We start from the raw sequence: 23,724 nt of genomic DNA, 5'->3' as shown, positions 1-23,724 counted from the left end.
ACGTTAGGTATCCACATGCTGACCATCCTCGGCTTCGCCATGATCGCGACCTTCCTGGTCCTGATCATGATGAAGAAGATGTCGCCGATCGCGGCACTCGTACTGATCCCCGCGCTCTTCTGCGTGTTCGTCGGAAAGGGAGCCCATCTCGGCGACTACGTCATCGAAGGGGTGGGCAACCTCGCGCCCACCGCCGCGATGCTGATGTTCGCCATCGTCTACTTCGGGCTCATGATCGACGTCGGTCTCTTCGACCCGATCGTCCGAGGCATCCTGAAGTTCTGCAAGGCCGACCCGCTGCGCATCGTCGTCGGCACGGCCCTGCTCGCCGCGATCGTCTCGCTGGACGGCGACGGCTCGACCACCTTCATGATCACCGTCTCGGCGATGTACCCGCTGTACAAGCGCCTGAAGATGAGCCTGGTCGTGATGACCGGTGTCGCCGCCACCGCCAACGGCGTGATGAACACACTGCCCTGGGGCGGCCCCACCGCCCGCGCCGCCACCGCGCTCAAGCTCGACGCCGCCGACATCTTCGTCCCGATGATCCCGGCGCTCCTCGTCGGCCTGCTCTTCGTCTTCATCCTGGCCTACTTCCTCGGCCTGCGGGAGCGCAAGCGCCTCGGTGTACTGAGCCTCGACGAGGTGCTGGAGCAGGAGAAGATCGTCAAGGACGAGGAGCAGTCCGAGTCCGAGGAGACCGTGCTCGTCGGCGCGGGCGCGGCGTCCTCCGCCGTCGGTTCCGGGGACGACCAGGGCCGTACGGCGAAGGCCACCGGCGGGGCGGGCTCCGGTACCGACTCCGAGGACGACGACGAGGACGACGTCCGTCTCCAGGGCCTGGACCCCAACCGTCCGACGCTGCGCCCCAAGCTGTACTGGTTCAACGCCCTGCTCACGGTCACGCTGCTCACTGCCATGATCATGGAGTGGCTGCCGATCCCGGTCCTCTTCCTGCTCGGCGCCGCGCTCGCCCTGACGGTCAACTTCCCCCACATCCCCGACCAGAAGGCCCGGCTGGCCGCCCACGCCGACAACGTCCTCAACGTCTCCGGCATGGTCTTCGCCGCCGCCGTCTTCACCGGCGTCCTCCAGGGCACCGGCATGGTCGACTCGATGGCCAAGTGGATCGTCGACGGCATCCCGGGCGGCATGGGCCCGCACATGGCCCTCGTCACCGGCTTCCTGAGCCTGCCGCTCACCTACTTCATGTCCAACGACGGCTTCTACTTCGGCGTCCTCCCGGTCCTCGCCGAGGCCGGCGCCGCCCACGGTGTCTCGCCGCTGGAGATCGCCCGCGCCTCCCTCGTCGGCCAGCCGCTGCACATGTCCAGCCCGCTGGTGCCGGCCGTGTACGTGCTCGTCGGTATGGCGAAGGTCGAGTTCGGCGACCACACCAAGTTCGTGGTGAAGTGGGCGGCGGCGACCTCGCTGATCATCCTCGGCGCCGGCGTGCTGTTCGGCATCATCTGAACCGTGGAGCCCGTTCCCTTGAACCGGGTGGAGCCCGATTCCCCCGACCCGGAGCGAAGTTCCCCCGAACCGGGGGGACCGACTCCTTCCCACCGGGGTGAACTTCCTTCGCACCGGCGTGCACTTCCCCGAGGAGGACCCTCATCGTGAGGCCCGGTAGGAACCGCGGCTGGCTGCTCCGCCTCGTCATCGCCTTCGGCTTCGCGCAGGGGGCGGTGTCGATGGCCCGGCCCGCCGTGTCCTACCGGGCCCTCGCGTTGGGCGCCGACGAGCGGGCGATCGGTGTGATCGCGGGGGTCTACGCCCTGCTCCCGCTGTTCGCCGCCGTTCCGCTCGGCCGCAGGACCGACCGGGGCCGGTGCGCACCCCTGCTGCCCGTGGGTGTCGTCCTCATATCCGGCGGTTGCGTCATGAGCGGCCTGGCGAACTCGCTGGCGGCGATGGCCGTGTGGAGCGGCGTGATGGGCCTCGGGCACCTCTCCTTCGTGATCGGTGCCCAGTCGCTGGTGGCCCGCCAGTCCGCGCCGCACGAACACGACCGCAACTTCGGCCACTTCACCATCGGCGCCTCCCTCGGCCAACTGGTCGGCCCGATCGCCGCGGGCGCCCTGATCGGCGGCCCGGACATGGCCCGTACGAGCGCCCTGGCGCTGGTGGTGGCGGGCGCCGGGGCGGCGGTCGCGTTCACCTCGCTGTGGCGGATAGAGCGTCCGGTCGAGCCCAAGTCCCGCACGGCGCAGGGGGAGCGGGTCCCTGTGCACCGCATCCTGCGCACCCGGGGAGTGCCGGGCGGCATCTTCATCAGCCTCGCCGTGCTGTCGGCCACCGACATCCTCACCGCGTATCTCCCGGTCGTCGGTGAGCACCGGGGCATCGCGCCCTCGGTGATCGGTGCCCTGCTGAGTCTGCGCGCGGCGGCGACCATCGCGTGCCGTCTGGTGATGACCCCCATGCTGCGGCTGCTCGGCCGGACCGCGCTGCTCACCGTCACCTGTGTGCTCGGGGCCGTACTGTGCGCCGGGATCGCGCTGCCGGTGCCGGTGTGGGCGCTGGCCCTGATACTCGCCGCACTCGGGTTCTGCCTCGGGGTCGGACAGCCGCTGTCCATGACGACGGTGGTGCAGGCCGCGCCGGACGAGGCCCGGTCCACCGCCCTCGCGCTGCGGCTCACGGGAAACCGGCTGGGGCAGGCAGGGGCGCCCGCCGCCGCCGGTCTGATCGCCGGTGTCGCGGGTGTGGCCGCGCCCTTCGTGATGCTCGGCGCGCTGCTGCTGGTGTCGTCGGGCATCGCCCTGCGCTCACCGGCGCAGCCGGGGCAGGGGAGCGGCAGGTCGGAGAAGGAGAAGGAGAAGGGCAAGGAAAAGGGCAAGGAGCAGAGCAACGGGAGCGGGAAGGGGAAGCGGAAGGGCTCTCGGCCTCGTGTGTGCCTGGGCCGGAAGAGGGATATCTGACGGGTCGTCGGGCGCGGCTCCGTCTGTGTCCCGTGTGATGTGACAGAGAGTCGGGCGGAAGAGCGATTTGTGTGAAAATCGTCTGACTCGGAGGTCTTGTATGTCCACCTCGTCCCGCCCGCTCCCTGCCGGAGTACACGCGAGTGCCGCCGCCGTCCTCGCGGCACTCACCGTCACGGGAGCCAGCCTGATCACGGCACCGGCCGCCGTCGCCGCCCCGGGCGACCCCGATGTCGTGATCCACAAGGTGGGCTTCCCGTTCGACAACCAGCGCAACCAGCCGCTGGTCTGCGACTTCTATCTCTCCGCCTTCAACTTCCCCAAGGACCCCACGCCGTCGCAGCGCATCAACTGGACGATCGACCGGGAGCCGCCCGCACCGCGTACCGACCCCGTCGCCACGGGCGAGATCCCCCTCGCGACCGACGGCGCCGGGCACAGCACGCCCGTGGCGCCCGAGAACACGGCGCGGCTCCCCGACGGGGAGTACGTGCTGACCTGGAGGACCGTCGGGGGCTCGCTGGAGGAAGGGCGCAGGGAGATCACCGTCGACTGCCCGCTCACCGCTGCCGCCCGTCCCGAGGGCGCCCGTCCCGAGGGCGCCGGTCCCGAGGGTGCCCGTCCTGAAGGTGCCGGTCCCGAGGGTGCCCGTCCTGAAGGTGCCGGTCCCGAGGGTGCCCGTCCTGAAGGTGCCCGTCCTGAAGGTGCCCGTGTCGAAGGTGCCCGTCCCGAAGGTGCCGTCCCGGCCGGCGCCGGCGGTCTCGCCATGACCCAGAACTTCGCGCCGGTCGCCGGCGCGGCCGGAGTGGGCCTCGCCGCGGCCGGTGGGGTGGCCTACCTGCGGCTGCGCCGTCGCCGCGCCGATGGCGCCGCGTAGACGCCGGCCGAGGCCCTGGTACCGGACGCGCGCCTACCGCCTGACGCGGACGGTCGTGATGACCGTCGCGCTGGTGGTGGGCGGCGTCCACCTGGCGGAGGACAGGGAGCGGACCGCATCCGCCGAGGCCCGCTCCGCCTGGGCCGACACCGGGGCGCGCGGTGCGGGGGCGCCGCGCGCCCAGGCGTCCCTGCATTTCACGCCCCCGCCGGCCGACGAGCCCGCACGCGCCGCGTCCCCGAGCACGGCACCCCGGCAGGACGCCAAGCCGACCGAGCGCACAGAGCCGGCCCAAGACGCCAAGCCGACCGAGCGCACAGAGCCGGCCCAAGACGCAGAGCAGACCGAGCGCACAGAGCCGGCCCAAGGCACAGAGCCGGCCGGGCGCACCGAGCCTGCCGAGCGGGTGAGCCCGGGGCCCGCCGGGCCGGAAGGGTTCACTCCCGCCGCCCCCACCGGGCCGGCGCCCACCCGGCCCACGAGCCCAGCCCCCGCCGCACCCGCGCGTCCCGCCCCCGCCACCGGGCCTGCCGAGCCGAAGAGACCCGCCCGGCCCCGTACGCTCCCGCCCTCCCCGGCGAAGACCGTCACCATCCCGTACCTGGGTATCGAGGCACCGGTGACCGGGCTCCGCCTCGACAGCGGGCGGCGGCTTCCCGCGCCGCCCGACGACAGGCCCGAGCTGGTCGGCTGGTACGCGGAGGGGCCCGCGCCCGGTGGTCCCGGCACCGCGGTCGTCGTCGGCCACCGGGACACCCGGACTGGCCCCGCCGTCTTCGCCTCGCTGGGCGTGATCAAACCCGGCCGCATCGTGGAGGTCCTGCGGGCCGACGGCCGCACCGCCGTCTACACCGTGGACGCCGTGAAGACGTACGAGAAGAGCCGCTTCCCCAACAAGGAGGTGTACGGCCACCGCGGCCGCCCCGAGCTGCGCCTGATCACCTGCGGCGGGACGTACGACAGGCGGAAGGGCTACGCGAGCAATGTCGTCGTCTTCGCGCACCTCACCGCGACCCGGGAACCCGCGCGCAAGCCGTGAACCAGCGCGCCGAGCGCGTGACGTGTCCTCTCGGCGAGCACCGGGGGCGTACGGGCGCACCCGCGGCCCGGCTACCGGCGCGGCCGACGGTGCCGAGGACGTGGTCCCGCTAGAGGTGGACACATGACCTCGCCCACCAACCCCACGAGCACCAGTACCCCCACGGACACACCTCCCCGCGCGAGTACCCGTACGCTCACCCCGCGCTTTCCCCGCCCCCGCCCCCGAGTAGCCGTCGCGGCCGCCGTCTGCCTGCTGAGTGTCGGGGCCCCGACCGCGTACGCCACCCTCGCCGAGGACGCCCCCACCGGTTCCGTGGTGGCCCCGGCGCGCGGCACGCCGTACATCCAGACGCGGCTCCTCTTCGGCACCGAGCGGCCCGACGGCGGTCCGGCCGTCACCGACGAGCAGTTCACGGCCTTCGTCGACCGGGAGGTCACACCCGGCTTCCCGGACGGGCTGACCGTGCAGGAGGGGCGCGGGCAGTGGCGGGACGCGAGCGGCACGATCGAGAAGGAGCGGTCGTACGAGCTGATCCTGCTGTATCCGGTGTCGGCGGCCGCCACGAGCGACCGGAAGATCGAGGAGATCCGCGGCGACTATCTCAAGGAGTTCGCGCAGGAGGCGGTGGCGCGGGTCGACGACAGGACGCGGGTCGATTTCTGAGGCGGGGCCGCTCCTCCGGGCGGGGCGGAGGCCGGGGCCGCCGACGAGTCCTGCCTCACTCCCCGGGGCACTGGTGCCGGAAAACTATCAGAGCTAGTTTTTGGGGCGGACGACCACGCCCGCCCGGGAGGCAGCACGATGAAGGCACACGACGGCATGTACATCGGCGGTGCCTGGCGGCCCGCCGCCGGGACCGACACGATCGAGGTCGTGAACCCGGCCGACGAGCAGGTGATCGACCGCGTCCCGGCGGGCACCGCCGAGGACGTCGACGCCGCCGTACGCGCCGCGCGTGTCGCCCTCCCCGGCTGGGCAGCCACCCCGCCCGCCGAACGGGGCGCGATCATCGGCGCGCTGCGCGACGCGCTCGCCGCGCGCCGGGAGGAGATCGCCGAGACGGTGACGGCGGAGCTCGGCTCGCCGCTGCCGTTCTCCCAGCGGGTGCACGCGGACCTGCCGGTCGCGGTCGCCGGTTCGTACGCCGACCTGGCCGCGCGGCACGCCTTCGAGGAGAGGGTCGGCAACTCGACCGTCCACCACGAGCCCATCGGCGTCGTCGGCGCGATCACCCCCTGGAACTACCCGCTCCACCAGATCGTCGCCAAGGTCGCCCCGGCCCTCGCCGCGGGCTGCACGGTCGTTCTGAAGCCCGCCGAGGACACCCCGCTGATCGCCCAGCTCTTCGCGGAGGCCGTCCACGAGGCGGGCGTACCCGCCGGGGTGTTCAACCTGGTCACCGGTCTCGGCCCGGTCGCCGGGCAGGCCCTCGCCGAGCACGACGGCGTCGACCTGGTCTCCTTCACCGGGTCCACGGCGGTCGGCCGGCGCATCGCCGCGACCGCCGGAGCGGCCATCAAGAAGGTGGCCCTGGAACTCGGCGGCAAGTCCGCCAACGTCATCCTCCCGAGCGCCGACCTGACCAAGGCGGTCGGCGTCGGCGTCGCCAACGTCATGTCCAACTCCGGCCAGACGTGCAGCGCCTGGACCCGGATGCTCGTCCACACCTCCCAGTACGACGAGGCCGTCGAACTGGCCGCCGAGGCCGCCGCGAAGTACGGCGACCGCATCGGCCCGCTGGTCAACGCCAAGCAGCAGGAGCGGGTGCGGGGTTACATCGAGAAGGGTGTCGCCGAGGGCGCCCGACTGATCGCCGGCGGCGCCGAACCCCCGCGCGAGCAGGGCTACTTCGTCAGCCCCACCGTCCTCGCCGACGTGACTCCGGAGATGACCGTCGCCCAGGAGGAGATCTTCGGCCCGGTCCTGTCGATCCTCCGCTACGAGGACGAGGAGGACGCCCTGCGGATCGCCAACGGCACGGTCTACGGGCTGGCCGGCGCCGTCTGGGCCGGCGACGACACCGAGGCCGTGGCCTTCGCCCGCCGTATGGACACCGGCCAGGTGGACATCAACGGCGGGCGCTTCAACCCGCTGGCCCCCTTCGGCGGCTACAAGCAGTCGGGAGTGGGCCGCGAACTCGGTGCGCACGGTCTGAGCGAGTACCTGCAGACCAAGTCCCTTCAGTTCTGAGCGGGTTCGGGCCGACGGCGGGGACGGTTGCGCAGCGGGTGCCGGTCGAGGGCCGGTGTCGCCGGACGAACCGTCTCCGCCTGCCGGTCCGAGCGAGTCGTTTTCCAGCGAGCGTAGGAGAGTCGTCCCCATGGCCGTTCGTGCCGCCGTACTGCCCGCCGTCGGTGCCCCGTTGGAGATCACCGGGATCGATCTGCCGGACCCCGGGCCCGGCCAGGTCCGGGTGCGGCTCGCCGCCGCCGGGGTCTGCCACTCCGATCTGTCGCTGTCCGACGGCACCATGCGGGTTCCGGTGCCCGCCGTGCTCGGCCATGAGGGCGCGGGCACGGTCCTCGCGGTCGGCGACGGGGTCACCCATGTCGCGCCCGGCGACGGCGTCGTCCTCAACTGGGCGCCGGCCTGCGGGAGTTGTCACGCCTGCTCGCTCGGCGAGGTGTGGCTGTGCGCGAACGCGCTGCTCGGCGCGGGCAACGTCTACGCCCGGCGGGCCTCCGACGGTGCCGACCTCCACCCCGGCCTGAACGTCGCCGCCTTCGCGGAGGAGACCGTCGTGGCCGCCGGGTGTGTGCTCCCCGCCCCGGACGGCGTCCCGCTCACCGACGCGGCCCTGCTCGGCTGCGCCGTCCTCACCGGCTACGGCGCGGTCCACTACTCGGCGCGGGTCCGCCAGGGCGAGACCGTCGCCGTGTTCGGGGTGGGCGGTGTCGGGCTGGCCGCGCTGCAGGCCGCGCGGATCGCGGGCGCGTCCCGGATCGTCGCCGTGGACGTCTCACCGGCGAAGGAGGAACTGGCCCGTGCGGCGGGAGCCACGGAGTACGTCGTCGCCTCCGAGAACACCGCCCGCGAGATCCGTGCCCTGACCGGCAAACAGGGTGTGGACGTCGCCGTGGAGTGCGTCGGCCGCGCGGTCACCATCCGGGCGGCCTGGGAGTCCACCCGGCGCGGCGGGCGCACCACGGTCGTCGGCATCGGCGGCAAGGACCAGCAGGTCACCTTCAACGCACTGGAACTCTTCCACTGGGGCCGTACCCTCTCCGGCTGCGTCTACGGCAACTCCGACCCGGCGCGCGACGTCCCGATCCTCGCGGACCATGTCCGGGCCGGCCGTCTGGACCTGGCCGCCCTGGTGACCGACCGCATCTCCCTGGACGACATCCCGGTGGCCTTCGACAACATGCGAGCGGGCAAGGGCGGCCGGGCCTTGGTGACGTTCTGATTCGACTGCGGGTGAGCGGGGGCTGTTCGCGCAGCTCCCCGCGCCCCTGAGAGACCCCGGGCGCGCCCCGGGCTTTCAAGGGGCGGGGAACTGTGCGACCAGCCCCCGCTCACCCGCAGCCGACAACACCCCCTTCGAGCGAACTCGACCATGCATGACCGTTGACCTACATACCGTCCGGTCAGTACGTTCCCCGGAACGTCCCCGCACCCATCGGAGTGTGCTCGCATGGACACCGCTCCTTCCACCCCGTCCGTCCCCCCGACGCCCGCGCCCACCACCCCCCGCCCCCAGAGCCACCGCAAGGTCGCCACCGCCGCGGCGCTCGCCTCGGCCGTGGAGTGGTACGACTACTTCGTCTTCGGCATAGCCGCCGCCCTCGTCCTGGGCGATCTCTACTTCCCGGCCGGCAGCTCCTCCGCCGGAGTGCTCGCCGCGTTCGCCGCCTTCGCCGTGGGCTTCCTCGCCCGCCCCCTCGGCGGCGTCGTCGCCGGTCACCTCGGCGACAAACGGGGCCGCAAGCCCATGCTGGTCATGGCCCTCACCCTGATGGGCCTGGCCACCACCGCCATCGGCCTGCTCCCCACGTACGAGACGATCGGGATCGCCGCTCCGATCCTGCTCGTCCTCCTCCGCGTCGCGCAGGGCGTCGCCGTCGGCGCCCAGTGGGGCGGCGCGATGTTGCTGGCCACCGAGTACGCCCCCGAGGGCAAGCGCGGGGTGTACGGCAGCTTCGTCCAGCTCGGAGTCCCCATCGGCGTGGTGAGCGCCAACACCATGTTCCTCGTCGTCGGCGCGGCCACCAGCGACTCGGCCTTCTCCGCCTGGGGCTGGCGTGTGCCGTTCCTGGTCGGCCTGTTCGTCCTCGGCCTCGCCTGGTACATCCACCGGCACGTGGAGGAGACCCCCGAGTTCCGGGCGGCGGAACGGGAGTTGGCGGAGAAGGAGAAGGGCGAACAGAGTTCCCCGCTCAGGACGATCCTCCGCGGTCACCTCGGTACGGTCTTCCTGGCCGGCGGCTCCTTCGCCGTGAACACCGCGACCTTCTACATCCTCATCACCGGCGTCCTCGACTACACCACCCGCGAACTCGACATGAAACGCAGTGCGGTCCTCGCCGTCTCCCTCTGCGTCAGCCTCACCCAGCTGGTGCTCATCCCCGCCGCCGCGGCCCTCTCCGACCGTGTCGGCCGTATCCGCGTCTACGCGTTCGGCGCGGTCGGCATCGCCGTGTGGGCCGTCCCGCTGTTCCTGCTCATCGACACCGGCTCCCTGCTGTGGCTCGCCGTCGGCACCTTCGTCGCCAGCTGCTTCCTCAGCATCATGTACGGGCCCCAAGCCGCCCTGTTCGCCGAGCTGTTCACCCCCGAGATGCGCTACACGGGTGCCTCCCTCGGCTACCAGATCGCGGCGGTCTTCGGCGGCGGCCTCGCCCCGTTCCTGATGGTCCTCCTCCTGGAGGCGACCGGCACGTCCATGGCGGTGTCCGCGTACATCATCGGGCTCTCGGTGATCGCCCTGGTGTCGATCAAGATCCTCGCGGGGAGGGCGAGTTCACGAACGGACGGTTAGCCGGGCCTGTCCGGCGGATCGTGTCGCGGACTCGGGGTGTTCCACGCCGAGTCCGCGGTGCTGTCGCCGGTCGCCGACTCCCTGCGCCAGGCATCGCCCAAGGGGGAGGAACCCGGCGCGTCGATGCCTTCCTCCGCCTCGCGGCTCGACGCACCACACCCCGTTCACCGTGCTCATGAGGCTCCGCTGCTGCCCCCGCGCCCTGATCCGCCGGACCGGTTCCGGCCTCGCGGGGACGGCCCGGGTCGCGGTTCCGGAACGGCATCCGGGGCCGCGGCCCCGGCGCCGGGCGCCGCCTCCCGCGTCCGCGCCCGGGACCGTGACACCGCCACTCCCGCCAGGCACAGCGCGCCACCGGCCAGCGTGAGCAGCCCCGGTACCTCGCCGAGCGCCAGCCATGACATCAGCACGACCAGCGCGGGCACGGCGTACGTGGTCGCGCCCATCCGGCTCGCGGTCGTGCGGGCGAGCGCGTACGCCCAGGTGGTGAAGGCGAGGGCGGTCGGGAACACGCCCAGGTACACCATGTTGAGGGTCGCCGTGACCGGCGCGTCCGCTGCCTCCCGCACGAGCTGCCCGGCGAACGGCAGACAGACCACAGCACCGACGAGACAGCCGAACGTGGTCACCTGGAGCGGGCTCGCCGAGCCCAGCGCGGGCTTCTGCGCGACGACCCCCGCCGCATATCCGACGGCCGCGAGCACGCAGAGGACGACCCCCAGCACGGAGGCCCCGCCCTCGCCGGACATCGACAGCCCCACCGCGACCGCGCCCGCGAACGACACCGCCATGCCGGCGAGCAGCCGGGGCGGCATCGCGTCGCCCAGCAGCCGGGCGCCGAGCAGAGCGATGAGGATCGGCCCGATGTTCACCACCAGCGCAGCCGTACCCGCGTCGACCTGCTGCTCACCCCAGTTCAGCGCGACCATGTAGAACCCGAACCACAGCACCCCGGACACCGCGATCCCCCGCCACGCGGCTCGCGGCGGCATCCCCTCCCGGCGCACCAGCCAGATCGCCCCCAGCGCCAGCGCCCCGGCCAGCAACCGCCCGAGCGCCAGCGCACCCGGCGAGTACGCCTCCCCGGCACTGCGGATCGACACGAACGCCGACGCCCACAACACGACGGTGACAGCGGCCGCCCCCGCGGCGAGCAGCTCGACCTTGCGGGTGGGCGTGGACCGGGAGTCGTTCGTCATGGGGTCGAGGCTAGGTGGGGGCGGCACCTGGAGGCTCGCGGTTTTCGGACGCCTGGCTCGGGAGGGTACGTCGTGTCGCGGCCGAAGGGGGCGGTTCGTGGCCGGCCGCGCTCACGCGGCGGAGCCGCAGATGCCGCGGTCCCGGGCTCCTCGCGGTCCCGGGCTCCTCGCGGTCCCGGGCTCCTTGCGGCCCCGGGTTCCTCACGGCCCCGGGCCCCTGACGGGTCCCGACCTGGCGGTACTGCTGCTCCAGCCCGTCCAGCAACGCCCGCAGCCCCGCCTCGAACGCCCGCTCGTCCACCTTCTGCTGCTGCTCCGCCAGCAGATGGGCCTGCCCGAGATGGGGATAGTCGGCCGGGTCGTACGCGCTCTCGTCGTCCACGAACCCCCCGGCGAACGAGCCGATCGCGGACCCCATGATGAAGTACCGCATCAACGCCCCGACGGACGTGGCCTGCGCGGCCGGCCACCCCGCCTCGACCATGGCCCCGAACACGACGTCGGCGACCTTCAGCCCCGCGGGACGCCGCCCCGGCCCCCGGGCGAGGACGGGCACGATGTTCGGGTGGTCGCGCAGGGCGGCCCGGTAGGAGACCGCCCAGTCGTGCAGTGCGGTCCGCCAGTCCCGGCCGTCCTCGAACATCGACAGGTCGACCTGCGCGCTCACCGAGTCGGCGACGGCCTCCAGAATCTGGTCCATGGTGCGGAAGTGGTTGTAGAGGGAAGGTCCGCTCACCCCCAGCTCGGCGGCGAGCCGTCGCGTGGAGACCGCCGCCAGCCCCTCCGCGTCCACCAGCGCCCGCGCCGTCTCCACGATGCGGTCGGTGCTCAGCAGGGGCTTGCGCGGTCGGGCCATGGCGCACATAGTAGGGCTGCACCCTAAAACTAGCAGTGGTAATTTAAATGGGAACGGATGAGGGGCGGGCCGCGTGAACCTGGAGCTCAGCGAGGAGCAGACCGCCGTACGCCGACTCGCGAGAGACTTCGTGGAGCGCGAGATCGCCCCGCACGTCATCGCCTGGGACCGGGCGGAGGAGGTCGACCGGGCCGTCGTGAAGAAACTCGGCGAGGTCGGCTTCCTGGGGCTCACCGTCGACGAGGAGTACGGCGGCTCCGGCGGCGACCATCTCGCGTACTGCCTGGTCACCGAGGAGCTGGGCCGAGGCGACTCCTCCGTGCGCGGCATCGTCTCCGTCTCCCTCGGCCTGGTCGCGAAGACGATCGCCGCCTGGGGCGACGAGGCGCAGAAGCGCCGCTGGCTGCCGGGGCTCACGGCGGGGGACCACGTCGGCTGCTTCGGCCTCACCGAACCCGGCACGGGCTCCGATGCGGGCAACCTCACCACCCGCGCCGTCCGGGACGGCGACGACTACGTCATCAGCGGCACCAAGATGTTCATCACGAACGGCACCTGGGCCGATGTCGTCCTCCTCTTCGCCCGTTCCACCGATGCCCCCGGCCACAAGGGTGTCTCCGCCTTCCTCGTTCCCACCGACACCCCGGGCCTGACCCGGCGCGCCATCCACGGCAAGCTCGGCCTGCGCGGCCAGGCCACCGCCGAACTGGTCCTGGAAGAGGTCCGCGTCCCCGCCTCCACCATGCTCGGCCCGGAGGGCAAGGGCTTCACCGTCGCCATGTCCGCGCTCGCCAAGGGCCGGATGTCCGTCGCGGCCGGCTGCGTCGGCATCGCCCAGGCCGCACTGGACGTCGCGATCCGCTACGCCACCGAGCGCGAGCAGTTCGGCAAGTCCATCGCCCACCACCAGCTCGTCCAGGAACTCATCACCGACATCGCGGTCGACGTCGACGCCGCCCGGCTCCTGACCTGGCGCGTCGCCGATCTCGTCGACCGGGGGCAGCCCTTCGCCACCGAGGCCAGCAAGGCCAAGCTCTTCGCCTCCGAGGCCGCCGTCCGTGCCGCGAACAACGCCCTCCAGGTCTTCGGCGGTTACGGCTACATCGACGAGTATCCGGCCGGAAAGCTCCTGCGCGACGCCCGCGTGATGACCCTCTACGAGGGCACCAGCCAGATACAGAAGCTGCTCATCGGGCGGGCGCTGACGGGGGTTTCGGCGTTCTGAGCCGCATGCGGGTCGGCCTGAGTACGTGGGGCCCGCCGACTGAGTACTCCAACGGATGTGGTCCGGCCCACAGCTGCCGAACCATGTCCCCATGAGTGAGACACCGGTCAAGCAGCAGAGCACGGCGGCCTTCTACGGCCAGGCCGTCGCGTCCTTCGCCGTCGCCATGGCGGCCACCACCGTCGGCATCTACCGACTCGACGCCGACTCCTGGGTCCGCGCCTTCCTGGCCATCGCGGTCCTCTACCTCGTGACCTCGACCTTCACCCTGGCCAAGGTGATCCGCGACCGGCAGGAGGCCGGGAGCATCGTCAGCCGGGTCGACCAGGCCAGACTGGAGAAGCTCCTCGCGGAGCACGACCCCTTCGAAAAGCTCTGAGGGGCGCCGGCCCGGCAGTACGTGCCGTACGGCCGTACGGCACAGCCCTGAGCGGGCCTTCTAAGCGCTCGCTCACCCTTCGGCGGTATGGTGGTGCCCAGCCATCGGAAGGGGCGAACGAGCGATGAGTACGGCGGAGGACACGGCGGGCGGCGAGCCGCAGCCGTGGGGCGAGGTCAACCCGGACGCGGCCCGGCGGCTGCTGGTGGCCGCCGTGGAGGCCTTCGCCGAGCGTGGCTACCACGCGACGACGACCCGTGACATCGCGGGCCGCGCGGGCATGAGCCCCGCCGCGCTGTACATCCACTACAAGACGAAGGAAGAGCTGCTCCACCGGATCAGCCGCATCGGCCACGAGAAGGCCCTCGACGTGCTGCGCAACGCGGCCGAGTCCGAGGGCAGTCCGGCCGACCGCCTCGCCGAGGCCGTGCGCTCCTTCGTCCGCTGGCACGCCGGGCAGCACACCGTGGCCCGCGTCGTCCAGTACGAGCTCGACGCGCTCGGCCCCGACGCCCGCGCCGAGATCGTCACCCTCCGCCGCGAGAACGACGCTGCGGTGCGCGGCATCATCGAGGACGGCGTCGCCGCCGGTGACTTCGACGTCCCCGACGTCCGCGGCACCACCATCGCCGTCCTCTCCCTCTGCATCGACGTCGCCCGCTGGTTCAACGTCAACGGCCCGCGCACCCCCGACGAGGTCGGCAGCCTGTACGCGGACCTCGTCCTGCGCATGGTGGGTGCGACGAAGTAGCCGGCGCCGCGCGCCGGCCGCTGAGCATCCTTCGGTCGGGGTGTTCTCCGAAACATTCGAAGATGTGGTCCGCACTTCCGATCTTCCCTTCTGTTGTCGTGGTGGATCGCCCCAGGTGCAGCCAGCGAATGTTTCGGGATCAATGCCGAAACCATTGACAGTTGGCAGGGGCAGGCCAACACTCCCTGGGTGAAAGGGCGAACCCCCACGAGCCCGAGGAGGACGCGCACATGAACGACGCATCCGCACCCGCTCCCACCCCGCCCCCGAGTCGCAGGCTCTTCATGACCGGTCTCAGTGCGACCGCGCTGGCAGCCGCGACCACGCTGGCCCTGCCCGGCACCGCCCACGCGGACACGGTCGTCACCAGCAACCGGACCGGCACCGACAACGGCTTCTACTACTCGTTCTGGACCGACGCCCCGGGCACGGTCTCCATGACCCTTGCCTCCGGCGGCAACTACCGGACCTCCTGGAGCAACACCGGGAACTTCGTCGCTGGCAAGGGCTGGAGCAACGGCTCCCGCAGGACCGTGACCTACTCGGGCTCGTTCAACCCGTCCGGCAACGCCTACCTGACCCTCTACGGCTGGACGTCCAGTCCGCTCGTCGAGTACTACATCGTCGACAACTGGGGCACCTACCGGCCCACGGGAACGTACAAGGGCACGGTCACCAGCAACGGCGGCACGTACGACATCTACAGGACGACGCGGTACAACGCGCCGTCCGTCGAGGGCACCCGCACCTTCGACCAGTACTGGAGCGTCCGTCAGTCGAAGCGGACGGGCGGCAGCATCACCACCGGCAACCACTTCGACGCCTGGGCCCGCGCCGGAATGCCCCTCGGCAGCTTCAGGTACTACATGATCATGGCCACCGAGGGGTACCGGAGCAGCGGCAACTCCAACATCACGGTGGCGCCGTGAACACCGGACCGCGCCGCTCCTTACGTCTCCTGGGGAAGCGGTTGGCCGTCGTCGCGACGGCCGTCGCGAGTGCCGTCCCCCTCACGCTCACGGCCGCCGCGGCGGCTCCGGAGCGGGCCGCCGCCTGCAACGGGTACGTCGGGCTCACCTTCGACGACGGCCCGTCCGGCAACACGTCGGCCCTGCTCGGCGCACTGCAGCGGAACGGCCTTCGGGCCACGATGTTCAACCAGGGCCAGTACGCCGCCGCCAACCCGGCGCAGGTCCGGGCCCAGGTCGCCGCCGGTATGTGGGTGGCCAACCACAGCTACACCCACCCGCACCTGACACGGCTGAGCCAGGCGCAGATCGACTCGGAGATCTCCCGGACCCAGCAGGCCATCGCCGGTGCGGGCGGCGGCACTCCCAAGCTGTTCCGGCCGCCCTACGGTGAGACCAACGGGACGGTGAGATCGGTCGCGGCCAGGTACGGCCTGACCGAGATCATCTGGAACGTCGACTCGCAGGACTGGAACGGTGCCAGTGCGGACGCCGTCGTGCAGGCCGCCGCCCGGCTCACCAACGGCCAGGTCATCCTCATGCACGACTGGTCCGCGAACACACTCGCGGCGATCCCGCGTATCGCGCAGGGGCTGGCAGGCCGAGGCCTGTGCGCCGGGATGATCTCACCGCAGACCGGCCGGGCGGTGGCCCCGACCTGAGTGGTCCGGGCCAGGGTGGTCCGGGCCAAAGCGGTCCGGGTCCGGTGGTCCCGGCGAGGGTGACGACGGCGGCGGCACCGCGAGTCGCCCCCTCGCCGGGGCTCAGAAGTAGTACCGCGACACCGACTCCGCCACGCAGACCGGCTTCTCGCCGCCCTCGCGTTCCACGACCACGGCGGCCGTGACCTGCACCCCGCCACCCGCCTCGGCGACCTCCTGGAGCGTGGCGGTGGCGCGGAGACGTGAGCCGACCGGGACCGGTCCGGGGAACCGGACCTTGTTGGTGCCGTAGTTGACGCCCATCTTGGCGTCCTCGACCTTGAGCACCTGCGGAACGAGCAACGGCAGCAGGGACAGGGTCAGATAGCCGTGGGCGATGGTCGTCCCGAAGGGCCCTGCCGCCGCCTTCTCCGGGTCCACGTGGATCCACTGGTGGTCACCGGTGGCCTCGGCGAAGAGGTCGATCCGCTTCTGGTCGACCTCCAGCCAGTCGCTGTACCCCAGCTGCTCACCCACCGCCGCCTTCAGTTCCTCGGCGGAGGTGAAGATCCTCGGCTCTGCCATGTCCCGGCCTCCCTGGTCCCAAATGTCTAAGCAACTGCTTAGCATGGTCGGCCGCGCGGTCCCTGTCAACGGACCGTGACCCGATCGGGTATGGGTAGGGTCGGAGGGGTGCCCCAGATCCCTGAGAAGATCCACGAGTTGACCGTCGGCCAGCTGTCGGCCCGTAGCGGTGCCGCCGTCTCCGCGCTGCACTTCTACGAGTCCAAGGGGCTGATCAGCAGCCGCCGCACCGCGGGCAACCAACGCCGCTACACCCGCGACACCCTGCGCCGCGTCGCCTTCGTACGGGCCGCTCAGCGCGTGGGCATCCCGCTCGCCACCATCCGCGAGGCGCTCGCCGAGCTGCCCGAGGAGCGGACGCCGACCCGCGAGGACTGGTCCCACCTCTCCGAGGTCTGGCGGTCCGAACTCGACGAGCGGATCAAGCAGCTCAACCGGCTGCGTGACCACCTCAGCGACTGCATCGGCTGCGGCTGTCTGTCCCTGGCCACCTGCGTGCTGTCCAACCCCGACGACGTCTTCGGCGAACGGCAGAGCGGCTCCCGCCTCCTGGTCGAGGGTCGGGGGACGGTCGACCAGGAGGAACGCCAGGAGAAGCAGGAGGAGAAGCAGGAGGAGCCCGGGAGCTGCCGCTGAGCGGCTCCCGGGCCCCGGGCCCCACGAGTCCCCCGCGGGCCCCATGGGTCCCCCGAAAGTCCCGTGGTGGTCCGGTCTCAGCCGTCCTTGGCCGTCACTCGCTCTGGGCCGTCACTCGCTCTGGGCCGTCACTTGCTCTGGGCTGGCACTCGCTCTTGGCCGTCACCTGTCCTTGGCCGTCACCTGTCCTTGGTCGCACCTGTCCTTGGTTCTCACTCGTACTCGGTGCCGCCCTTACGGGTCAGATACGCCGGGCTGACCGCCTTGGCGACGGCGCGCCCGCCGGTCACCGGGCTGTACCGTTCGGTGGCCGGCCGGATCACGACCCCCTCACGCAGATGCAGATCGCGCCCGGAGACCGTCTCCCGGCCGGTGGCCACCTCCAGCACCCGGTCGATGGCGTACGGGCCCTCGTACAGCTTGGGCACCAGCGGCAGTTCGCCGTCGAGCAGCTCGGACAGCTCGGCCGAGTCCAGCCAGCGGACCTGGCCGTCGATGTCGGCGGAGACGTCGAACACGGCGTACCCGAGCGTCTCGCGACGGCCGTCGGCGCCGTACGACAGGTCCTGCACCCCGGCGCCGTACACCTCGCCGAAGATCCCGACCCGGCGTGCCCCCAGCCGCTCGGCGAGCCGCGCCGCGGCCTCGGCGACCTTGTGGCCGTGGACGGCACGCCAGTACAGGTTGCGCGGGTCCTCCTTCAGGGCGAGGTACTTCGAGCCGAAGCCCTTCGAGGACACCTGGACGCGGCCGTCCTCGGTGAAGTACGTCACCAGGCAGGCCGTACCGTGCAGCTTCTCCGTCAGGACGATCCGTTCGCCGGGCGTGAAGATGTCGGGGTAGCGCTGGATGTTCTCGATGTCGACCCAGGGCAGCAGTTCCGGCGCCGACTCGACCTCGCCGCTCATCGTGGGCGGGATCGGCGGCACCCATTTGACGATGCCGAGCCGCTCCGCGAAGTCCGTGCCGTCAGCGACGGCGGCCGTCAGGTCCACGTCCGCGAGCGCCCGCGGACGGCAGACGATGCCCTGTGACAGTTCGCCCCGCAGCCGTACCGCCTTCACCCGGTCCGACCTGCTCCCCGCGAGCCGTCCGGTCAGCCCCAGCTCCTCGATCAGCCCGGCCGGGAGCACGGACTGCTCGGGGATGTAGACGGCGGTGTCACCGGTGCGGTACGCGCCCTTCGCCACGACGGCTCGGTACAGGCCGACCTGGGCCAGTTCCAGCGCGTCGGCGTTGGGGTGTTCGTGGATCGTCAGCACTTCGGCGGTGACACGCAGCGTCGACATCGGGGCTCTCCTCGGTTCCTGGGTCGCTCAGGGCTGTTTCATCGCCCCCCAACTGTCCTTACGGGAAAGGGGTGGAGCGAGGGGATTTGCGGCTGGTAGGGTCGCGATCTTCGGCCGCCGGACACGGGAGTGGACGGGCGCGGCACGGAGTACCGACGGGATCGACTCCCTTGTTCTCAGCCGCCCTTGAGGCCGCACTCGCCGACATCGACACGATCTTCGACGGCTTCTCCAGCCCGAACGAGACCGGGTGCGGCCGCTGCCATCTGCCCGAGGAGACCGCGTACCTGCGCACGCCGTACACGCGCGTGCCGCCGGACGTGCTGGAGCGTTTCCTGTTCGAGGTGCGCGACCACTTCGATGACCATCCCGCCGCGATGCGCCGACTGCTGCCGCAGGGCGCGCGGGCACTGGCGGACGGCACACTGGCCGCCCGCGTGGGGTGGGAGCCCCTCGGGCTGAGCGAGGTCGACTGGCGCCGGTGGCCCGCCGAACAGGCCGCCGCCGTCGAGGCGTTCGTCCACGCCTGGTGGGAGGACAACCTGGCGAAGGCCCGCCCGCCACAGCCGGTCGCTGGCGTCTTCGAGGCCTGCGTCGCGCTCCTCGGCACCGTCGTGCCGCTGCTCGACCGCTGGCCCGCGGGCCCGGAGGCCGACGCGCATCTCGCGCGCTGCGTCGACTCGTGGATCGACGATCTGCTGCTCGACGCTCCACCGTTCTCCCGGCTCGACCCCGACATCGAGAGCACCGTCGTACGCGACCTGCAGACCTGGCTCGCCGCTGAGGCGCCCGCCCGCATCGAACCCCTGGACTACGGCCTCGCCGTGCGCGCCGGCGTACTCGGGCTGCCCGCGCCGGAGCGCTGGGACCGCCTGCCGTGAACCTGTGAATCGACGCTCCCCGGCGCGTTTCGCCCCTGCGGTGCAACCGCTTTCGCCGAGGCTGTGTCATGGACACGGAGGGGGCGGTACGGCACGCCCCCCGGCAAGGGAAGGGGCGCTGATGAGCGTCGTCATATGTTCGTTGAAGTGGGAGAAGGCACACTCGGGCGTCCAGAGGATCAGCTACGACTCCGACGGCTACCACCTGGTGCGCTTCCCGTACGAGAAGACCGCGGAGTCCTACGACCCCTGGAAGATGCACGACCCGGCGCACGGCGGCGACACCGCGTCGAAGTTCCCCGACCCGCGCTCCGGACTGATCTGGCCCAGCCATGACGGCTGGGGCGTGCTCTCGGCGATGGTGTTCTGGGAGGCGGACCCGAGGACACTGGAGCACCGGGCCCGCTTCGTGCGCGATCCCCTGAACCTGACCAAGAAGAAGTACGACTCGACGGGCACGACGGACAGCGCGTCCACGCGGGGCGGCCAGTTCCGCACCTACATGTGGCAGATGTTCGTGGACAAGGGCATGCCGCTCGGGCTGAAGGTGTCCGCGCGTGGGTCGGGGGACACCGGGCGGGCCACGACGCTCACCCTCGCCGAGTTCAAGCTCGCCATCCACACGGACGTCAAGAAGCCGTAGTCGTCACGCCCTGCCTGTGCGTCGTACCTGTGCGCCGTACGTGCTCATGCACGGGGGTGCGGCATCCCCGGCGCACCCCCGCCGCGCTACGCCGAGATCAGCAGTCGTCCGCGCCTGGACTCCACCAGGGCCTCGGGGGTGAGCACCGGTCGTGGCACCACGATTCCGCACTCCGTGCAGGCAGGGCCCGAGGACGGTTCGTGGGCCAGGTCGTACATCCAGACGAGGCGCTCGCCGTCGCACACCGGGCAGGTCGAGCCCGGTTCGCGCTCCAGCGCGGCGATGAGCCGGCGCAGTACCTCCGCCATCGGTTCACGGGGATGGACCTTCGGGTCGTCGCACCAGGCGACCCCGAATCCGCCCCAGGTCAGCCGGTGCCAGTCGTCGACAGTGCCCGGCCTGCGCAGCCCGTCGTGCTTCTCCTTCTTGCGGCGCTGCGCGAACTGCACCTCGTAGTCGAGCCAGACGGAGCGGGCCTCCTCCAACTCCTCCAGTGCGGCCACGAGCCGCGCCGGGTCGGGGTTGCGGTCCTCGGGGCCGAACCCGGCCCGTGAGCACAGGTGGTCCCATGTCGCCCGATGCCCGTAGGGGGCGAACCTCTCAAGGCACTTGCGCAGCGAATAGCGCCGCAGTGCCAGATCGCACCTGGGATCTCGCACCTGTCTTGCCAGACTCCGGAAACCGGCCATCGCCCTGCACCTCCGTCACACCTGCACCTGTACTTCGGTCACTTCGGCGTCGTCGTCGGGACGTCGCCGAATAGACGTATCGACACGCGATTCGGCTCCATCCGATTTCCGATGACCTCCATAAGTCGTCTACTGAGCCGTTCACGGACCATTCCTGCCTACGTCTGACTGCCTCTGACTTCTTCTCGTCTGCTTACGACTACTTCTGAGTACCTGTTCACGCTGTCAGTCACCTGTCCGGCGGCGGTGATCCAAAAAACGTGACGCATGTTCATCTTCAAAGCCGGGGATACCGGCGGTAACATCCGGCCCACCCCTGTCAGGAGGAGCTGCCATGCCCTGGCGCACCCCACGCACCTCACACACCGCACTCGACAGACTGAGAACTCCCCGTGGATTCCCGGAGTTCCTCAAGGCCGCCTCCATATGCGCACTCGTTGCCGGTCTTTTGTCACCTCTTTCCCCTGCTTCCCCAGCGGCGGCAGCCGACACCGCCGCCGTCGCGGAGGCGGCGGCGGTGACCGACCACTGCGGCGGACAGTGTTCCGACATCCTGCCGCCCGGCCAGAACGGCAACGCGACCCTCGCCCAGATCCTCCTCAACCAGGCCTTCGGCTCCATGCCGGAGAACGCGAGCAACCAGCTCGGCCCCTACAACAACCTGGCCACCGGCTACTCGGGCCTCACCAACTCCACGATCAACACCTTCTTCAACGACGCCTCCTTCGGTGTCCCCTCCGGCCAGGTCGCCTCCACCCTGAACCCGGCCGGCCGCACCGACGTCACGATCGTCCGTGACAAGAAGACCGGTGTGCCGCACATCACGGGCACCACCCGCTACGGCACCGAGTTCGGCGCGGGCTACGCGGCCGCCCAGGACCGGCTGTGGCTGATGGATGTCTTCCGGCACGTCGGCCGCGGCAAGCTGACCCCGTTCGCCGGTGGCGCCGCGTCCAACCAGGGCCTGGAGCAGGAGTTCTGGCGCCACGCCCCCTACACCGAGGCCGACCTCCAGGCCCAGATCGACAAGGCGGTGGCCTCCAACGGCGAGCGCGGGCAGCTGGCCCTCGCCGACGTCAACGCCTATGTCGCCGGCATCAACGCCTACATCGACGCCTCCGACAGCGCCCGCAACTACCCCGGCGAGTACGTCCTGACCGGCCACAAGGACTCCGTCACCAACGCCGGCACCATCGAGAAGTTCAAGCCCACCGACCTGGTCGCCCTGGCCTCCGTCATCGGCGCCCTCTTCGGCTCGGGGGGCGGCGGCGAGGTCAACAACGCCCTGTCCCTGCTGGCCGCCCAGGAGAAGTACGGTGTCACCGAGGGCACCAAGGTCTGGGAGTCCTTCCGCGAGCGCAACGACCCCGAGGCCGCCCTCACCGTCCACGACGGCAGCTTCCCCTACGCCACCAAGCCCGCGAACCCGCAGGGCATGGCCCTCCCCGACGACGGCACCGTCACCGAGGAGCCGCTGGTCCACGACCGCACCGGCAGCGCGGCCACGGCAGCCTCCACGACCGTCTCGACCGAGGCCACCGACAGCGCCCTCAGCTCCGCCCGGCGCGGCATGTCCAACGCCCTCGTCGTCAGCGGCGAGCACACCGCGAGCGGTCACCCCGTCGCCGTCTTCGGGCCCCAGACCGGTTACTTCGCCCCGCAGCTGCTCATGCTCCAGGAGATCCAGGGACCTGGCATCAGCGCCCGCGGCGCCTCCTTCGCGGGCCTGAGCATGTACATCGAACTCGGCCGGGGCCAGGACTACGCCTGGAGCGCCACCACCTCCGGCCAGGACATCATCGACGCGTACGCGGTCGAGCTGTGCCAGGACGACGTCCACTACCTGTACCACGGCACCTGCACGGCCATGGAGAAGATCGAGCAGACCAACTCCTGGAAGCCCACCACCGCCGACTCCACCCCGGCCGGCTCCTACCGCATGCAGGTCTGGCGCACCAAGTACGGCCCCGTGACGCACCGCGCCACGGTCGACGGCAAGAAGGTCGCCTACACCACCCTGCGCTCCTCGTACCTGAACGAGGCCGAGTCGATCATCGGCTTCCAGATGCTGAACGACCCGGACTACGTCAAGGGCCCGGAGACCTTCCAGAAGGCCGTCCAGAACATCAACTACACCTTCAACTGGTTCTACGCCGACTCCACCCGCACCGCGTACTACAACAGCGGCGACAACCCGGTGCGCGCCGCGGCCGTCGACCCCGAGTTCCCGGCCTGGGCGCAGTCGGCGTACGAGTGGCGGAACTGGAACCCCACCACCAACACCGCCGACTACACCGCGCCCTCCGCCCACCCCAACTCCATGGACCAGGACTACTACATCTCCTGGAACAACAAGCAGGCCGCGGACTACACCAGCGCCTCGTGGGGCGACGGTTCCGTCCACCGCGGCAACCTCCTCGACGACCGGGTGAAGAGACTGGTCGCCGCGGGCGGCGTCACCCGGGCCTCGCTGACGAAGGCCATGGCCGAGGCGGGCCTGGCCGACCTTCGGGCCGAGGACGTCGTCCCGGACCTGCTCAAGGTCGTCAACAGCAGCACGGTCACGGACTCCGCGGCCGCCGCGGCGGTCTCCAAGCTCCAGGCCTGGGTCACCTCCGGCTCCAAACGCACGGAGACCTCCGCCGGCTCCAAGACCTACGCCAACGCCGAGGCGATCCGCATCCTGGACGCCTGGTGGCCGCTGCTGGTGAAGGCCGAGTTCGAACCGGGCCTCGGTACCGACCTGTACACCGCCATCGCCGCCAACCTTCCCATCGACGAGTCCCCGTCGGCCGCGCACGGCCCGACCGGCTCCCACGCCGGCAGCTCCTTCCAGTACGGCTGGTGGAGCTACGTCGACAAGGACATCCGCTCGGTGCTGGGCGAGACCGTACGGGGTCCGCTGGCGAACCAGTACTGCGGGGGCGGCAGCCTCAGCGCCTGCCGCACCCTGCTGATCAACACCCTCAAGGAGGCGGCAGGCAAGACCGCCGCGCAGGTCTACCCCGGTGACGCGTACTGCTCGGCGGGCGACCAGTGGTGCGCCGACTCGATCATCCAGCAGCCCCTGGGAGGCATCAAGCACAACAAGATCAGCTGGCAGAACCGGCCGACCTACCAGCAGGTCGTGGAGTTCACCTCGCACAGGTGAGCGCCGACGA

Annotated in this window: 21 protein-coding genes and 1 pseudogene; 17 read left to right on the top strand and 5 right to left on the bottom strand. The window is 71.0% G+C overall.

The annotated features are described in order from the left end of the window. Window positions 1-15: 15 nt before the first annotated feature. From OG858_RS09475 to OG858_RS09440, 8 genes are all read left to right on the top strand, one after another. Window positions 16-1,473: a CitMHS family transporter gene (locus OG858_RS09475; protein WP_086749435.1), complete on the top strand. Its 1,458-nt coding sequence runs from the start codon at window positions 16-18 to the stop codon at window positions 1,471-1,473. Window positions 1,474-1,619: 146 nt separating this feature from the next. Next, on the top strand, window positions 1,620-2,924 hold the full coding sequence (locus OG858_RS09470) for an MFS transporter (RefSeq protein ID WP_319067175.1): 1,305 nt from the start codon (window positions 1,620-1,622) through the stop codon (window positions 2,922-2,924). A 100-nt stretch (window positions 2,925-3,024) separates the two neighbouring features. Next, window positions 3,025-3,801 (top strand): hypothetical protein, encoded by a 777-nt coding sequence (locus OG858_RS09465; protein ID WP_328544994.1) that lies wholly within the window; start codon window positions 3,025-3,027, stop codon window positions 3,799-3,801. A 406-nt stretch (window positions 3,802-4,207) separates the two neighbouring features. After that, on the top strand, window positions 4,208-4,840 hold the full coding sequence (locus OG858_RS09460; protein WP_319067304.1) for a class F sortase: 633 nt from the start codon (window positions 4,208-4,210) through the stop codon (window positions 4,838-4,840). Window positions 4,841-4,963: 123 nt separating this feature from the next. Then, a complete protein-coding gene (locus OG858_RS09455; RefSeq protein ID WP_319263432.1) occupies window positions 4,964-5,506 on the top strand; it encodes a DUF3574 domain-containing protein in 543 nt (180 codons plus the stop codon). A gap of 138 nt (window positions 5,507-5,644) precedes the next feature. Next, a complete protein-coding gene (locus OG858_RS09450) occupies window positions 5,645-7,033 on the top strand; it encodes an aldehyde dehydrogenase family protein (RefSeq protein WP_319067180.1) in 1,389 nt (462 codons plus the stop codon). Between the two features lie 130 nt (window positions 7,034-7,163). After that, a complete protein-coding gene (locus OG858_RS09445) occupies window positions 7,164-8,249 on the top strand; it encodes a Zn-dependent alcohol dehydrogenase (protein WP_319067182.1) in 1,086 nt (361 codons plus the stop codon). A 228-nt stretch (window positions 8,250-8,477) separates the two neighbouring features. Continuing rightward, window positions 8,478-9,821: an MFS transporter gene (locus OG858_RS09440; RefSeq protein WP_327723763.1), complete on the top strand. Its 1,344-nt coding sequence runs from the start codon at window positions 8,478-8,480 to the stop codon at window positions 9,819-9,821. A 173-nt stretch (window positions 9,822-9,994) separates the two neighbouring features. On the opposite strand, the gene OG858_RS09435 is transcribed toward OG858_RS09440, so the two are convergent. Together OG858_RS09435 and OG858_RS09430 are read right to left on the bottom strand one after the other, a co-directional pair. Next, window positions 9,995-11,020, bottom strand: a complete 1,026-nt coding sequence (locus OG858_RS09435) for a DMT family transporter (RefSeq protein WP_328544995.1) — start codon at window positions 11,018-11,020, stop codon at window positions 9,995-9,997. A 229-nt stretch (window positions 11,021-11,249) separates the two neighbouring features. Next, window positions 11,250-11,876, bottom strand: a pseudogene (locus OG858_RS09430) (TetR/AcrR family transcriptional regulator); the annotation flags it as partial. Between the two features lie 73 nt (window positions 11,877-11,949). Between OG858_RS09430 and OG858_RS09425 the strand changes: the two are divergent. From OG858_RS09425 to OG858_RS09405, 5 genes are all read left to right on the top strand, one after another. Continuing rightward, window positions 11,950-13,101: an acyl-CoA dehydrogenase family protein gene (locus tag OG858_RS09425; protein WP_086748278.1), complete on the top strand. Its 1,152-nt coding sequence runs from the start codon at window positions 11,950-11,952 to the stop codon at window positions 13,099-13,101. Window positions 13,102-13,192: 91 nt separating this feature from the next. Then, window positions 13,193-13,480: a YiaA/YiaB family inner membrane protein gene (locus OG858_RS09420; protein WP_086748286.1), complete on the top strand. Its 288-nt coding sequence runs from the start codon at window positions 13,193-13,195 to the stop codon at window positions 13,478-13,480. Window positions 13,481-13,604: 124 nt separating this feature from the next. Then, entirely contained in the window at window positions 13,605-14,231 is a 627-nt protein-coding gene (locus OG858_RS09415; protein WP_086748279.1) for a TetR/AcrR family transcriptional regulator, read from the top strand. 230 nt (window positions 14,232-14,461) lie between these two features. Next, entirely contained in the window at window positions 14,462-15,160 is a 699-nt protein-coding gene (locus OG858_RS09410) for a glycoside hydrolase family 11 protein (RefSeq protein WP_086748280.1), read from the top strand. Beyond that, complete coding sequence (locus tag OG858_RS09405; protein ID WP_319067196.1) at window positions 15,157-15,861, top strand: polysaccharide deacetylase family protein; 705 nt, start codon at window positions 15,157-15,159, stop codon at window positions 15,859-15,861. Before OG858_RS09410 ends, OG858_RS09405 begins: the two co-directional genes overlap by 4 nt. Window positions 15,862-15,963: 102 nt before the next feature. Here the strand turns inward: OG858_RS09405 and OG858_RS09400 are convergent, their stop codons facing one another. Next, complete coding sequence (locus tag OG858_RS09400) at window positions 15,964-16,425, bottom strand: MaoC family dehydratase (RefSeq protein ID WP_086748282.1); 462 nt, start codon at window positions 16,423-16,425, stop codon at window positions 15,964-15,966. 108 nt (window positions 16,426-16,533) lie between these two features. On the opposite strand from OG858_RS09400, the gene soxR reads away from it, so the two are divergent. Next, window positions 16,534-17,061: a redox-sensitive transcriptional activator SoxR gene (soxR, locus tag OG858_RS09395; protein WP_086748283.1), complete on the top strand. Its 528-nt coding sequence runs from the start codon at window positions 16,534-16,536 to the stop codon at window positions 17,059-17,061. Window positions 17,062-17,273: 212 nt separating this feature from the next. Here soxR and OG858_RS09390 read toward each other — a convergent pair whose 3' ends face one another. Beyond that, the gene (locus OG858_RS09390; protein WP_086748284.1) at window positions 17,274-18,350 is read right to left on the bottom strand and encodes an RNA ligase (ATP); all 1,077 of its coding nucleotides are present in this window, start codon (window positions 18,348-18,350) and stop codon (window positions 17,274-17,276) included. A gap of 170 nt (window positions 18,351-18,520) precedes the next feature. Between OG858_RS09390 and OG858_RS09385 the strand changes: the two genes are divergently transcribed. Next, entirely contained in the window at window positions 18,521-19,231 is a 711-nt protein-coding gene (locus OG858_RS09385; RefSeq protein WP_319067201.1) for a hypothetical protein, read from the top strand. A gap of 121 nt (window positions 19,232-19,352) precedes the next feature. Continuing rightward, window positions 19,353-19,874 (top strand): hypothetical protein, encoded by a 522-nt coding sequence (locus OG858_RS09380; protein ID WP_086750827.1) that lies wholly within the window; start codon window positions 19,353-19,355, stop codon window positions 19,872-19,874. An 86-nt stretch (window positions 19,875-19,960) separates the two neighbouring features. On the opposite strand, the gene OG858_RS09375 is transcribed toward OG858_RS09380, so the two are convergent. Then, window positions 19,961-20,563 (bottom strand): hypothetical protein, encoded by a 603-nt coding sequence (locus tag OG858_RS09375; protein ID WP_086750828.1) that lies wholly within the window; start codon window positions 20,561-20,563, stop codon window positions 19,961-19,963. A gap of 334 nt (window positions 20,564-20,897) precedes the next feature. Between OG858_RS09375 and OG858_RS09370 the strand changes: the two genes are divergently transcribed. Beyond that, entirely contained in the window at window positions 20,898-23,714 is a 2,817-nt protein-coding gene (locus OG858_RS09370) for a penicillin acylase family protein (protein ID WP_327743596.1), read from the top strand. Window positions 23,715-23,724 lie beyond the last annotated feature (10 nt).

The sequence above is a fragment of the Streptomyces europaeiscabiei genome (assembly GCF_036346855.1).
In the GTDB taxonomy this organism is placed as follows: Bacteria; Actinomycetota; Actinomycetes; order Streptomycetales; family Streptomycetaceae; genus Streptomyces; species Streptomyces europaeiscabiei.
Note: the sequence above shows the minus strand (reverse complement) of the source record. Positions and strands in the feature narration are given on the sequence as shown.

Coding starts and splice junctions, on each gene's coding strand:
- OG858_RS09410 (WP_086748280.1), top strand. CDS start 14,462: ATGAACGACGCATCCGCACCCGCTCCCACCCCGCCCCCGAGTCGCAGG.
- OG858_RS09435 (WP_328544995.1), bottom strand. CDS start 11,020: ATGACGAACGACTCCCGGTCCACGCCCACCCGCAAGGTCGAGCTGCTC.
- OG858_RS09380 (WP_086750827.1), top strand. CDS start 19,353: ATGAGCGTCGTCATATGTTCGTTGAAGTGGGAGAAGGCACACTCGGGC.
- OG858_RS09465 (WP_328544994.1), top strand. CDS start 3,025: ATGTCCACCTCGTCCCGCCCGCTCCCTGCCGGAGTACACGCGAGTGCC.
- OG858_RS09450 (WP_319067180.1), top strand. CDS start 5,645: ATGAAGGCACACGACGGCATGTACATCGGCGGTGCCTGGCGGCCCGCC.
- OG858_RS09400 (WP_086748282.1), bottom strand. CDS start 16,425: ATGGCAGAGCCGAGGATCTTCACCTCCGCCGAGGAACTGAAGGCGGCG.
- OG858_RS09455 (WP_319263432.1), top strand. CDS start 4,964: ATGACCTCGCCCACCAACCCCACGAGCACCAGTACCCCCACGGACACA.
- OG858_RS09375 (WP_086750828.1), bottom strand. CDS start 20,563: ATGGCCGGTTTCCGGAGTCTGGCAAGACAGGTGCGAGATCCCAGGTGC.
- OG858_RS09420 (WP_086748286.1), top strand. CDS start 13,193: ATGAGTGAGACACCGGTCAAGCAGCAGAGCACGGCGGCCTTCTACGGC.
- OG858_RS09390 (WP_086748284.1), bottom strand. CDS start 18,350: ATGTCGACGCTGCGTGTCACCGCCGAAGTGCTGACGATCCACGAACAC.
- OG858_RS09370 (WP_327743596.1), top strand. CDS start 20,898: ATGCCCTGGCGCACCCCACGCACCTCACACACCGCACTCGACAGACTG.
- OG858_RS09440 (WP_327723763.1), top strand. CDS start 8,478: ATGGACACCGCTCCTTCCACCCCGTCCGTCCCCCCGACGCCCGCGCCC.
- OG858_RS09475 (WP_086749435.1), top strand. CDS start 16: ATGCTGACCATCCTCGGCTTCGCCATGATCGCGACCTTCCTGGTCCTG.
- OG858_RS09445 (WP_319067182.1), top strand. CDS start 7,164: ATGGCCGTTCGTGCCGCCGTACTGCCCGCCGTCGGTGCCCCGTTGGAG.
- OG858_RS09415 (WP_086748279.1), top strand. CDS start 13,605: ATGAGTACGGCGGAGGACACGGCGGGCGGCGAGCCGCAGCCGTGGGGC.